Origin of the sequence: Streptomyces sp. NPDC127117 (assembly GCF_042677325.1) — a bacterium.
Taxonomy (GTDB): Bacteria; Actinomycetota; Actinomycetes; order Streptomycetales; family Streptomycetaceae; genus Streptomyces.
In genome coordinates, this window is record NZ_JBHXTM010000001.1 from 281,012 (window position 1) to 293,447 (window position 12,436).

Annotated in this window: 11 protein-coding genes; 7 read left to right on the forward strand and 4 right to left on the reverse strand. The window is 70.8% G+C overall.

Going from position 1 to position 12,436, the window contains the following annotated elements:
• Nucleotides 1-56: 56 nt before the first annotated feature.
• Nucleotides 57-1,496: an LCP family protein gene (locus ACFVH0_RS01380; protein WP_385817507.1), complete on the reverse strand. Its 1,440-nt coding sequence runs from the start codon at nucleotides 1,494-1,496 to the stop codon at nucleotides 57-59.
• A gap of 255 nt (nucleotides 1,497-1,751) precedes the next feature.
• Between ACFVH0_RS01380 and tatA the strand changes: the two genes are divergently transcribed.
• The 3 genes from tatA to ACFVH0_RS01395 all read left to right on the forward strand — a co-directional run bounded on the left by tatA (nucleotide 1,752) and on the right by ACFVH0_RS01395 (nucleotide 3,866).
• Nucleotides 1,752-1,940, forward strand: a complete 189-nt coding sequence (gene tatA / locus ACFVH0_RS01385; protein WP_385817374.1) for a Sec-independent protein translocase subunit TatA — start codon at nucleotides 1,752-1,754, stop codon at nucleotides 1,938-1,940.
• A 158-nt stretch (nucleotides 1,941-2,098) separates the two neighbouring features.
• Entirely contained in the window at nucleotides 2,099-2,674 is a 576-nt protein-coding gene (locus ACFVH0_RS01390; protein ID WP_259934172.1) for a TerD family protein, read from the forward strand.
• Between the two features lie 592 nt (nucleotides 2,675-3,266).
• Nucleotides 3,267-3,866 carry a class I SAM-dependent methyltransferase gene (locus ACFVH0_RS01395; RefSeq protein ID WP_385817376.1) on the forward strand — a complete coding sequence of 200 codons (600 nt, stop codon included), beginning with the start codon at nucleotides 3,267-3,269 and terminating at the stop codon, nucleotides 3,864-3,866.
• 25 nt (nucleotides 3,867-3,891) lie between these two features.
• Here ACFVH0_RS01395 and ACFVH0_RS01400 read toward each other — a convergent pair whose 3' ends face one another.
• Nucleotides 3,892-4,794, reverse strand: coding sequence for an oxygenase MpaB family protein (locus tag ACFVH0_RS01400; protein WP_385817377.1), 903 nt, complete (start codon nucleotides 4,792-4,794; stop codon nucleotides 3,892-3,894).
• A 109-nt stretch (nucleotides 4,795-4,903) separates the two neighbouring features.
• Between ACFVH0_RS01400 and ACFVH0_RS01405 the strand changes: the two genes are divergently transcribed.
• On the forward strand, nucleotides 4,904-5,212 hold the full coding sequence (locus ACFVH0_RS01405; protein WP_385817378.1) for a hypothetical protein: 309 nt from the start codon (nucleotides 4,904-4,906) through the stop codon (nucleotides 5,210-5,212).
• 116 nt (nucleotides 5,213-5,328) lie between these two features.
• Entirely contained in the window at nucleotides 5,329-6,450 is a 1,122-nt protein-coding gene (locus ACFVH0_RS01410) for a hypothetical protein (RefSeq protein WP_385817379.1), read from the forward strand.
• Between the two features lie 6 nt (nucleotides 6,451-6,456).
• Here ACFVH0_RS01410 and ACFVH0_RS01415 read toward each other — a convergent pair whose 3' ends face one another.
• Both ACFVH0_RS01415 and ACFVH0_RS01420 read right to left on the reverse strand, forming a co-directional pair.
• On the reverse strand, nucleotides 6,457-6,639 hold the full coding sequence (locus ACFVH0_RS01415) for a hypothetical protein (RefSeq protein ID WP_148832927.1): 183 nt from the start codon (nucleotides 6,637-6,639) through the stop codon (nucleotides 6,457-6,459).
• Nucleotides 6,640-6,722: 83 nt separating this feature from the next.
• The gene (locus ACFVH0_RS01420) at nucleotides 6,723-7,838 is read right to left on the reverse strand and encodes a fatty acid desaturase family protein (protein WP_385817380.1); all 1,116 of its coding nucleotides are present in this window, start codon (nucleotides 7,836-7,838) and stop codon (nucleotides 6,723-6,725) included.
• Nucleotides 7,839-8,130: 292 nt separating this feature from the next.
• Between ACFVH0_RS01420 and ACFVH0_RS01425 the strand changes: the two genes are divergently transcribed.
• Nucleotides 8,131-11,025, forward strand: coding sequence for a DEAD/DEAH box helicase (locus ACFVH0_RS01425; protein WP_385817381.1), 2,895 nt, complete (start codon nucleotides 8,131-8,133; stop codon nucleotides 11,023-11,025).
• Nucleotides 11,022-12,392, forward strand: coding sequence for an SWF or SNF family helicase (locus ACFVH0_RS01430; RefSeq protein ID WP_385817382.1), 1,371 nt, complete (start codon nucleotides 11,022-11,024; stop codon nucleotides 12,390-12,392). Before ACFVH0_RS01425 ends, ACFVH0_RS01430 begins: the two co-directional genes overlap by 4 nt.
• The last annotated feature ends 44 nt before the right edge of the window (nucleotides 12,393-12,436 follow it).

Here is a 12,436-nt window from a genome sequence, read left to right on the forward strand (position 1 = left end):
GTTCCGGACGGCAGGGACGCCGCGCCGCGCGCAGTCGTCGCGCTCCTGATGGCCGATCAGCCGTAGCTGAGGTCCGCGCACGGGTCGTCGTCGGCCGACCGGGCCTCGTCGGCGACGGTGGACGGCACGGTGGAGGGGGTCGGTGCTCCGGGGGAGGCTGTCGGGTTCTGTGCGTAGTCGCTGCCCAGAATCACCTGGATTCCGGAGGTGCCGGACTCCGACGTCCGTGCACCCGAGAAGAGCCGCGCGGTGGTTTCCGCCTGGTCCTTCAGGCCCGGCCCGTACTCGATGACGGTCGAGGTCCGGTCCTGGCTGCTCGCCGTGGCCGTGGTGGTGATGGTGAAGTCCCGGGAGCGCAGGAGCTCGGCCGCCTGGGCGGCGAGCCCCCTGACCGTGGTTCCGTTGTAGACGGCGACGCTGATTCCCTTGCCGGAGACCGGGGTGTCCGCCGTGGAGGACGTCGGGTGTCCACCCTTTCCATCGCCCTTGTCCGACGACTTGCCCGATTCCTTGCCGCTGGCGTCCTTGCCGTCGACCGTACGGTCGGCCTTCAGTGCGGCCCAGAGCGCGTCGGCGTCCGGTTCGACGATGGCGACGCGGGCCCCCTCGTAACGCCAGGGGACGGTCACGAACTTGGTGTTGTGCAGGTCGATCTTCTTCATCGACATGGCGAAGGACAGCAGCCGGTCGGCCGATCCCAGTCCGGGGTCCACGGTCATCGCGTCGGTTGCCGCGTTGGCCAGCGGCAGCAGGGTGGTGGGGTCCAGTCCCTGGGACTTGACCTTCTTGATGAGGGAGGCGACGAAGGCCTGCTGCCGCTTGATACGCCCTATGTCCGAGCCGTCGCCGATGCCGTGCCGCAGCCGGACGTAGTCGAGCGCCTGCTGACCCGAAACGGTCTGGGGGCCCTTCGTGAAGATCTTGGCCCCTCGGGTCGTCCGCTTCGGGCTGAGGTCGCGCTGGTAGATGTCCTGGGGCAGGCACACCGGGACGCCGCCGACGGCCGAGGTCAGTGAGGAGAATCCGGCGAAGTCGATGACGACGGTGTGGTCCACGCGCAGGCCGGTGAGGTGTTCGACGGTGTTCTGGGTGCAGGCCGGGTTCCCCTCTGCCGTCTCCCCCACGGAGAACGCCCCGTTGAACATGACGTTGTGCTGCGGGGCGGTCCACTTGCCGTCGGGCCCCTTGCAGGCCGGGATGTCGACCAGCGCGTCACGCGGAATGGACACGGCGACCGCGTGCTTGTGATCGCCGTAGACATGGAGGAGGAACGCGGTGTCGGAGCGTCCCACCGCTCCCGTGCCGCCGCCGAGCCTGCTGTTGTCGCCCGAGCGCGAGTCCGATCCGATGACGAGGACGTTCTGCCCCTCCGAGGAGCCGGGCGGCCGGTCGCCCGAGATGCCGTCCGCGCTGAAGGTGTCGATGCTGCCGCCGAGTTTGAGGTAGCCCCAGCCGACTCCGGCGACCAGCAGCACGAGGAACGACAGCCCGAACATGGCTGTCCGGCGCAGGCGGCCGGCCCTTCCACTGCCCGCTCCCGCTTTGCGACTTCCCGTCATCGGCCACCCCGTCCGTCCGGTTCCCATGGGGGAAGACGTGCTCCACCGCCCCATGGTTGTACAGTTGCGCAATGTAGCAAGTATTGATGTTCGAACCGATCATCGGACCTGCCTACAGACAGCTTGAAGCACTGTCCGCGACTGCCGAACGGAAACTCCGGCCAAAGCACCGAAAGGAAGGGCGGGACGCACATGTTGCGCAACGGCCTCGCACCCTGGCACCTGTTGATCCTGGCGATCGTGGTGATCGTGCTGTTCGGCTCGAAGAAGCTGCCGGACACGGCCCGAGCCCTGGGCAAATCCATGCGGATCCTGAAGAGTGAGGCGAAGGCCATGAAGGAGACCGATGTGCAGGCGCCCCGTGCCGACCCACCCGCCTAGGACGCCGGCCCACCAACGTACGGCACGTCTCACGGACGTTCACTTCAAGGCTTGCGCAAGCGAGGGAACCATGGTCACGACACCGTCGTTGACCGGGTGACGGCCGAAGCGGCGCCGTTCACCGAATCGCTGGACCACTGGATCAATGGAGGATGTTCATGGGTGTGACCCTGGCCAAGGGCGGCAACGTCTCCTTGTCGAAGGAGGCACCCGGCCTGACCGCAGTGACGGTCGGCCTGGGCTGGGACGTACGGACGACGACGGGCGCGGACCACGACCTGGACGCGAGCGCGCTGCTGTGCTCGGACGCGGGCAAGGTCCTCTCCGATCTGCACTTCGTCTTCTACAACAACCTCACGAGCCCGGACGGTTCGGTCCAGCACACCGGCGACAACCTGACCGGTGAGGGCGAGGGCGACGACGAGTCCATCAATGTGGAGCTGTCGACCGTCCCGCCGGATGTGGCCAAGATCGTCTTTCCGGTCTCCATTCACGACGCGCAGAGCCGCGGGCAGAGCTTCGGCCAGGTCCGCAACGCGTTCATCCGTGTGGTGAACCGGGCGAACGGCGTCGAGCTGGCCCGTTACGACCTCAGCGAGGACGCGTCGACGGAGACCGCCATGGTCTTCGGCGAGCTGTACCGGCACGGCGCGGAGTGGAAGTTCCGCGCGGTCGGCCAGGGTTATGCCTCCGGCCTGGCCGGAATCGCGTCCGACTACGGTGTGAACGTCTGACCGGGACGGATCCCGCGTATCACGGGCCCCGCTCCCCGATCCCCCTTCCGCCGGAGCGGGGAGCGGGGCCCGTGCGGCCCATCGGATCGGCGCGCCTCCACAGAGCGAACCGGGGCGGGGACAGGGAACTGCTCTCCGACGCGTGCTCGTGGCCGAGTCCGCCGGAGGAGCCCACGGCCAGGCCGCCGTTTGAACGCACGACCGCGTTCCGGGCCGGGGACCGGGCGTGCCCGGCGTCGGTTCACCGCCGCGCAGCCGGCCGTTGCGGTGGGGCGGTCATCCGGTCGCCGGCCCGCCCGGGGGTGAGTTGTGGTGGGTTGCCGATGCCGTCCGGTCCGTCGGCGGGCGGTGGTTCGTCGGGGCGCGGCTCCCGGCGGAGCTGCGGGACGGGATTGGCCTGCGGCACTCGGCGCGGCAGCGCCGATGCAGGCCCACGGATACGACCGCGCGGATGTCAGCCGCCGAAGGTGGCGCGTGGTGCAGGTGTCCCATGGGTCGGGGCGGCAGCGATCGTCCAGCGCTCGAACGCTCGCCTCATTTCCCGACGTTTCGCTTCGTGTCACTCCGTCGGCAACTAAGCGATCATGTCCGTATGACCGATGACCACGCACATGTCCAGGAGTTCTTCACGGCGCGCGCGGCGGACTGGGACACCCGCTTCCCGGACGACGGGCCCGCCTACGAGACGGCTGCCGGCTCACTCTCGCTGGGTCCGGGGGACGCGGTGCTCGACGCCGGCTGCGGCACGGGTCGGGCGCTTCCCGCGCTGCGGACGGCGGTCGGGCCACAAGGCACGGTCGTGGGCGTGGACCTGACAGCGGCGATGCTGGAGGCGGCGGTACGGGCCGGGCGGGATCGGGACGGGACGCTGCTGCTCGCCGATGTCGCCCGATTGCCGCTGAGGTCGTCGTCGCTGGACGCGGTGTTCGCGGCGGGACTGATCTCCCACCTGTCGCGCCCCGGTCCGGACCTGGCGGAGCTGGCACGGGTGGTGCGGCCGGGCGGGCGGCTGGCACTCTTCCACCCCATTGGGCGGGCGGCACTTGCGGCACGCCACGGCCGCCGGATCACGGACGACGATCTGCGCGCCGAGCCCAATCTCCGGCCGCTGCTGGCACGTTCGGGATGGCGACTGGATGCGTACACCGATGAGGACGACCGCTTCCTCGCCCTCGCCGTACGGACGTCCTGACCCGACCGCCCCGTGCCCGTCGGGCTCACTCCGCAGGTGTTTCGGAGCGCAGGTTGTGCGGGATCGGACAGCCGCCGACCCCCGGTACCGGGAACGTCCCCAGCCCGGAGACCTCATAGCCGTCCGGGTAGCCCTTGATCTCCGGGTTCTGCCGGGCGTAGTGCGGGGTGGAGCGCGGTGGCAGGAGTCGCACCGCGCGCGCCCGCAGCCGCAGTGCGCCATGCGTGAGGTTACGGGCCGCGGCGCCGGGGCGTTCGTACCGGAATGCGCGCAGCAGGGAATCGTCGAGCAGAGCGAGGGCGAACTTCCGCGCGGCAGGAGCCAACGGGCGCGGGTACCAGGAGCTCATCAGGTCCAGGGTGGCGTCGGCGACACGGCGTCCCCCTTCGTGCCAGCCGAAGTGCTCTGCCTCATAGGTGTCGAGGACGCGCTCGAAGTCCTCGTACGTCCGCGGCAGCTCCTTGATGCCCATGTGCGCGCCCAGGACCCGGTAGTAGGCGGCGGACGCCCGCAGTTCGTGGTCGGAGAGCCGGCGCCAGCCGTAGGAGTCGAGCCAGCGTTTCGGGGTGACGACGAAGGTGCACAGGACATAGCGCATGTCGTCGTTGCTGATGTCGTAGCTGCGGTGCATCCCGTTGATCCGGCGGAGTGCCGTACGCCCCGGATCACTGTCGAAGCCGTGCTCCACGACAGTGTCCAGAAGCAGCGCGGTGTCGTCATAGCGCTTCTGCGAGCGATCCGTCAGTTCTGCGGTCTGCGCCAGGAGTTGACCGATGCTGGGTACGGCATAGGTCCGGTAGAGGGCCAGTTCGAGCGCTCGGGCGATGTCCCAGGGAAACTCGTGGCTTGCCATGATCCGGTAGATTCGAAGGAAGTCCCGCTCCGGATGGAGACGCTGAATCTCCTTCAGCCAGTCGTACCGCTTCACCGCACTGACCCCCTCGTTCCGGCCGGAGGTCCAACTGTACTTCGGTGGGGAACACCGCAAGCAGGAACGGCGCGTCACGCACTCACAGCTCTTCGGGAAGGCGGTCCCCATGATCGACATAATCGGCAGCCTGCGGAAGGTCGTCGCCTCCGACCGGAAGTCGGATCGCCCCCCAGCGCCTGCCAAGGAGGACCGGCGCAAGCAGCACAACCTCTTCGAGGCGGCTGCCACCTTCGTCTCGGCATCCGTGGAGGAGGATCAGGCGCGGATCGACGAGGCGAGCGGCTGGGTGTCGCCCGAGGCCCTCTCCTTCGGCGTCAGCGAGCTGGCCTGCCGGGCCGTCATCGCGCTGGCCCGCGAGCGCGGCGAATCCCCGCAGACAGTGGCACGCACCCTGCTCGGGCTCCCCGCCGAATGACGGACGCCGTCCTGCCTCGCGCGTAACCGACATCCTGCCTTGTCAGGGCCTCGACGAGTGGGTTACTCACTCGTTAAGGTGCGCCGACGGAAACGACGACGGACGAGGAGAGTGCCGTGGCTGCGCCGAACGACACGGTCACCGACGACGACGCGCTGTATGTGCTGACCGCGGTGCTGCTGACACCGGCGCAGTTCCCGAGCGTCCTCGGTGACGACTACCCGGCCGCGTGTGCGGCGCTCGCGCTCGAACCGTACGCCGAGGGGTACGGGCTGGTCCTCGGCCAGGACGGGAGCGGCGCACGGTGGACCGTCATCGTCGATGACGTGTCGCTGGTCGCCGTCGCGATCGCGGCCTGGGACTGCGGCATGGACTACGACCTCTCTCCCGACGACCGGTCGGTGGTCTGCGCGCTGCCCGGCTGGCCGCTCCCGGTGGCGGTCGCCGCCCCGGGCGTTGCCGCGCCGCACGATCCGCTGCCGGACCCGGAGGCCGAGGGCACCGAACCGGCGCCGCTGACACCGCCCGACACGGAGTCATGGGGACCGGCCCAGCGGCGCATGGGCGCGGACGAGATAGCGCACCAGTGGGCCGCGTGGCGCGAGCAGATCGATGACGAGACAGCCTTCGCCAACCCGCCGGGCGCGGACAGCACCGAGGCCGAGGACGGGCCCGGAGCCGAGCCGGAGAACGGGCCCGGAGCGGATTCGGAGGACGGGCCCGGAGCCGAGGCCGTCGCCGGAGCGGCCTCCGAAGCCGAAGCCGAAGCCGGATCCGATTCTGAATCTGCGCCTGGATCAGCACCCGGGCCTGCGTCCGGATCCGAGCCCGGGTCTGGACCTGTGCCTGAGCGTGACCCTCACCCTGAAGTAGAGGTTCAGGGTGAGGGCGACGCCGAGACCGGATCCAGGGACGACCCGCCGGACGACATCGCCCCCGCGAACCCCGCCACGGACGCGCCCACCGGAGTACACCCCGGTGTACGGCGGGCGCTGGCCCAGGCACGCGGCTACGTCGATGCCCCGCCGCCACCCGGCCGCGTCCGGTCCTCCTTCGCCTCGGGCGACGCCAGGATGCTGCGTGCCGACGGCCCCGGCTGGTCACTGGTCGCCCGGACCGACGACATCGCGTTCATCCTGCTGGACGAGGAGCCCGGCGAGGTACTGCCGGTCGGGCGCGGAAGCGAACTGCCGCGGCTCCTGAAGGCTCTGGACGCACTCGCGGTACGGCCGGCCTGAGCCCCGTCAGCGGCCTATCTCCTTGCGGGTGATCCTGCGGAGCCTGCGCCGCTGGCTCGGGTCCAGCAGCAGATACGCAACGGCCGGAACTCCGATCAGGACAAGCAACGACAGCCAGAAACCGATGAACGGCATCAGGATGACCGCTACGACCACTCCCCCGATGGCGATCTTCGCGCTGTTCGACATCGTCCACGCCTCCTTCGCGGCCCGGAGCCGCTCCTGCTGTGAGAACGCATGTGCCTGCCCATCGGTTCCAGCCGCCCGATGACTCACCTCAGCGGTTCGCCGACCTCGTGCATGTGCTGCAGCGCCTGCCGGTAGGACTCGATCAGTCCGGTCTCCGCGTACGGCATGCCCAGCGACTTGCAGTGGGCGCGCACCATGGGCTGCGCCAGGCGCAGGTGCGGTCGGGGCATGCTCGGGAAGAGGTGGTGCTCGATCTGGTAATTGAGCCCGCCGAGGAACCAGTCGGTGAGGATGCCGCCGCGTACGTTGCGCGAGGTGAGGACCTGGCGCTGGAGGTGGCCCCAGCGTTCGCCGTCGGGGTCCGGCATTTCCATGCCCTTGTGGTTCGGCGCGAAGGCCATGCCCAGGTGGAGGCCGAACAGCGCATGGTGCACAAGGGCGAAGACGACGGCCTTCCCCGGGGACAGCACGGTGAGCAGCAGTGTCGCGTAAAGGCCCAGGTGGGCGACCAGGAGCAGTGCCGAGAGAGCTCGTTCCCGGGCGGGCTGCCGGCGCAGGTACTGGAAACCGGAGATCTTCAGCGCGATGCCTTCCAGGAGCAGCATCGGGAAGAAGAGCCGGGCCTGGTTGCGGGTGAGCCAGCGGGCGAAGCCCTCACGTTGGGCCGCCTGTTTCTGTGTCCACACGAGGGCGCCGACGCCGACGTCCGGGTCCTTGTCGATGTGGTTGGGATTGGCGTGGTGGCGTACGTGTTTGTCGTTCCACCATGCCTCGTTCATCCCGAGCAGCAGGTTGGCGTGCACAAGGCCGATCGCGCGTCCCGCCCTTCGACCGCCGGCGATCTGGGCGTGCCCGGCGTCGTGTCCGACGAACGCGGTGCGCGACCAGAAGATCGCCAGCGGCAGCGCGAGAAGCAGGGTCCACCAGGTGTTGCCGAGCAGGACCATGCCGGTGATCACGGCGCCCAGGGCGATCAGATTGACGGCGATGCCCGCGGCGTACCACCCGGTTCGCCGTTCCAGGAGGCCCTGCCCCTTCACGGCCCGCAGCAGCGGTGCGAAGTCGCTGCCCTGTGCCGAAGCGGTTCCGGCGTCGGCGCAGGCGGCACCTGCCGCGCTCGTCTCTCCGCCACCGATCGCTCCGGCACTTCCCGCACCGTCACGGGTTCCTTCCGCTGCGGTGGCTATGGCCTGGGGCATGACGTCTCCGGTCTCTGGAAAGCTGCGCTGACCTGTAGAAACGTAGGGGAACCGGGCACGCGGGAACCATGGCGCCACCACCCGGGATCTCCGGGGGTATACCCCCGCCCACGATGGGGGTGCTGGCCACACCCGGGGGTGCGCCTTGCCCCCTGTCCGACGCGCGGTCCGGCATCCCTGCGGATCGGAATGTGGTCCGGATCACGGCAATTCGACTCACGGTGGAGGATTTCGGTGGGGTACCCTCGGCGACCCGACCCCACTAGTCAAATTTGAGGAATTCGGCATCACTGTGCAAAGACTCCCTGCGGCAACGCTCCCCGAGATCTCCGCACTCTCCGCCTGCTCCGTGGTCTTCCTGCCCGGGGATCCCGCCCGCACCGGCCGCATCGCCTTCTGGCATCCGGACGGCAGCGGCCCGCCCGACGGTCCCGGATGCGTGGAGGAGCTGGCCGTCGTCGGCACCGACGCACTGGTGTACGCCGTACCGGCACGACTGCTTCCGGTCCGCGACGCGCTGCCCGTGCTGACGCGTGCCCGGGTCTCGCAGCGTGCCTCCGACGCGGCCGCTTTCTGGGGTGCGGCCGCTCTCCTCGCTCTCCAACTCGCCGCCCGGGGCCTGCTGCTACCGGGGCTCACCGCCACGGACCATGACGCCTGGCGGGCCGGTCCGCTGACCGCGGACGACCAGTCGCGGATCCGGACGCTCTCCGCCTCGATGCCGCCCCTGGCCCACGCGGTTCCGCTCGACGGGTCCGCGGAGCCCGTTCTGCTGCCCGAGCCCGAGCGGCTGCTGCGCGCGTTCCTCGACGCGGTGGCGGACGGTCTCCCCCGCACCCCCGCCGCCTCGTCGGCCGGCGGTGGCCGGGCCTTCACCGTCGATGAACCGCAGCATCTGCCCGGCCATCGGGCCTGGGCCACCGATGTGGCGGCCGGGCACGACGCGGGCGTCCGGCTCTCGCTCCGGGTGGAGGTGTCGGGGCTCACTGCGCCCGACGAGGACGGCGAGCGGTCCGCCGGGCCCTCCTTCCGGGTGGTTCTGCAGATCCACAGCGTCAGCGATCCGACGCTGGTCACCGATGCGGCCGAGGTCTGGGCGGGCGGTACGAACACCGCAGCGGCCTTCGGACCGCGTACCCGGATGGACGTCCTGCCTGCGCTGCGCCGGGCAGCCCGTGCCTGGCCGCCGCTGTCCCCGCTGCTGTCCGCCGCGGTGCCCGACTCCGTGGAGCCGGACGACGACGAGCTCGCCGAACTCCTCGGCCCCGCCGGACGCGCCCTGGCAGCCACCGGGGTCCAGGTGCACTGGCCCAAGGAACTGGCCCGCAAGCTCACCGCCCGCGCCGTGATCGGGCCGCCCTACGACGAGGAGGACGAGGAGCGCGAGGGGGTCGCACGCAGCGGCTCCGAGGCTCCGCCGCTCCTGTCGGCCGACGCGCTGCTGGCGTTCGACTGGCGGTTCGCGCTGGGTGATCAGAAGCTGAGCCGCGCCGAACTGAGCCGCCTGGCCGAGGCCAACCGGCCGGTGGTACGGCTGCGGGACCAGTGGGTGCTGATCGACCCCGAGGAGGCCCGGAGGGCCCGCGAGACCCGGGACCGCAAGGTCACACCGATCGATGCACTGGGCGCGGTCCTCACCGGTTCCACCGAGGTCGACGGGCAGCGGGTCGAGGTCCGGGCCACCGGCTGGCTGGAGCGGTTGCGCCGCAGGCTGGCCGATCCGGAGACGGCCGGGCGGCAGGGCGATCCGCAGCCGGTCGGCCCGCCCGAGGCCCTCGCCGCCACCTTGCGCGACTATCAGCTGCGCGGTCTGAACTGGCTGCACACCATGACCTCGCTCGGTCTCGGAGGCTGTCTCGCCGACGACATGGGGCTCGGCAAGACCATCACTCTGATCGCGCTGCATCTGCACCGCCAGAGCATCGAATCGGCCACCGGTCCGACGCTGGTGGTCTGCCCGACCTCGCTGATGGGCAACTGGCAGCGGGAGATCGAGAAGTTCGCGCCGGGTACGCCGGTACGCCGCTTCCACGGCGGATCGCGCAGCCTCGCCGACCTGGCGGACGGCGAGTTCGTCCTCACCACGTACGGCACCATGCGGCTCGACGCGGCGAAGCTCGCGGAGGTCAGGTGGGGCATGGTGGTCGCCGACGAGGCGCAGCACGTGAAGAACCCGTACTCGGCGACGGCCAAGCAGCTGCGGACGATCGGCGCGCAGGCCCGGGTGGCACTCACCGGCACTCCGGTGGAGAACAACCTCTCCGAGCTGTGGGCGATCCTCGACTGGACGACGCCCGGTCTGCTGGGCCGGCTCGGCACCTTCCGTACCCGTTACGCGCGGACCGCGGAGGGCGGTGACCCGGCGGCTGCCGAGCGGCTCGCGGCGCTGGTCCGGCCGTTCCTGCTGCGACGGCGCAAATCCGATCCGGGTATCGCGCCGGAGCTGCCGCCGAAGACCGAGACGGACCGCACGGTGTCGCTCACGGCGGAACAGACGGGGCTGTACGAGGCGGTGGTGCGCGAGACGCTGGACGCGATCTCCGGCGCCGACGGCTTCGCCCGTCGCGGTCTCGTCGTCAAGCTGCTGACGGCGCTGAAACAGATCTGCAACCACCCGGCGCAGTACCTCAAGGAGAACGAGCCCCGGATCGCGGACCGTTCGGGGAAGGTGGAGCTGCTGGACGAGTTGCTCGACACGATTCTGGCGGAGGAGGCGAGCGTGCTCGTCTTCACCCAGTACGTGCAGATGGCCCGGCTGCTCGAAGAGCATCTGGCGGCGCGCGGGGTGCGTACGCAGTTCCTGCACGGCGGCACGCCTGTCGCGGAGCGCGAAGCGATGGTCAACCGCTTCCAGGCGGGCGAGGCCCCGGTCTTCCTGCTGTCGTTGAAGGCGGCCGGTACGGGCCTCAACCTCACCCGGGCCGGTCATGTCGTGCACTTCGACCGCTGGTGGAATCCGGCGGTCGAGGCACAGGCCACCGACCGCGCGTACCGGATCGGCCAGACCCAGCCGGTGCAGGTGCACCGGCTGATCGCCGAGGGCACCATCGAGGACCGGATCGCCGACATGCTGGCCCGCAAGCAGGGGCTCGCGGACGCGGTGCTCGGCTCCGGCGAGGCGGCGCTGACCGAACTGACCGATGCGGAACTGGCCGATCTGGTGGAGCTGCGAGGGGGCACGCGATGAGCGACGGACACGACGGCGACCGCTACGACGGTTACGACGGCGGCGAGCACGGGAGCGATGACCGGAACGACGCCGCTCCGGGACAGGAGCGGACCTTCGCCGCGCTGCCGCCCGCGCACGGCCACGGCTTCGCCCGGTCCTGGTGGGGCCAGGCGTGGCTGAAGGCCCTGGAGGACACCGCGCTGGACGGCCGGCAGCTCAAGAAGGGGCGCAGGTTCGCCCGCGAGGGCCGGGTCGGTGCGGTCTCGGTGCGGCCCGGACGGATCACCGCGGTGGTCCGGGACGGGGACTCGTCCACGTACCGCAGCGATGTGCTGCTCCAGGAGCTGAGCGAAGGGGACTGGGAGCGATTCCTCGGCATGGCCGTCGAGCGGGCCGGGCACATCGCGGCGCTGCTGGACCGGGAGATGCCCCCGCACCTGGTGGAGGACGCTGTGGCCGCCGGAGTGGAGTTGCTGCCCGGGATCGGCGATCTGGATCCGGAGTGCACCTGTGAGGCATGGGACCACTGCCCGCACACCGCCGCCCTGTGCTACCAGGTGGCGCGGCTGCTGGACCAGGACCCGTTCGTACTGCTGCTGATGCGGGGACGTGGCGAGCGGCGGCTGCTGGACGAGCTCCAGGTCCGGATCGCGGCCCGCGCTGAGGGGCACGCGCCGTCCGGTCCGGCCGACGGTTCCGAGGCCGTGGCGGCGAGGGCCGACGATCGGGGTATACGGGCGGACGAGGCGTTCGCGGCCCGGGACATCCTGCCCCCGCTGCCCGATCCTCCGCCACTGCCCGCCGAGCCCGGCCCGGCGCCGTCCCTGGACACGGAGACCGAACCGCAGGCCGGCGTCGATCCGGCGGCGCTGGAGATGCTGGCGACGGACGGTGCGGCGCGCGCCCACCGGATGCTGGCCGAGGCGCTCTCGCCCGGCCATGAGAAACAGCCTCCGCCGGCCGCGCTGACCCCGCAGCAGGATGCCGTGCGGCTGGCAGCGGAGGCCCGGCCCGAGCACTGGATCACGAAGCGGCTGGCCGCCGGTTCGGGGCGGCGGGGGGCTGAGTTCGACACGGCGGTACGGGCCTGGCGGTACGGCGGCGTGGCCGCGCTGGCCGTGCTCGAAGAGGAGTGGACTCCCGGTCCGGAGCACCTGGCCAGGGCACGGGCACAGCTCACCGAGGCGTGGGAGGAGGCCGAGCGGCCCCGGCTGCGGGCGGCGGGCAACCGCTGGACCGCGGTGGACAGCGGCGTACAGCTGCGGTACGGACGGGACGGGCGTTGGTGGCCCTACCGCAAGGAGAGTGGTCGCTGGGTTCCGGCGGGTCCGGCGGACGATGATCCGGCGGCCGCGCTGGGCGCCTCGGGCGTGCCGGAGGACTGAGGCCCCGCCCGTACGGCAGGCAGGGCCGACCACGACGGGCGGGG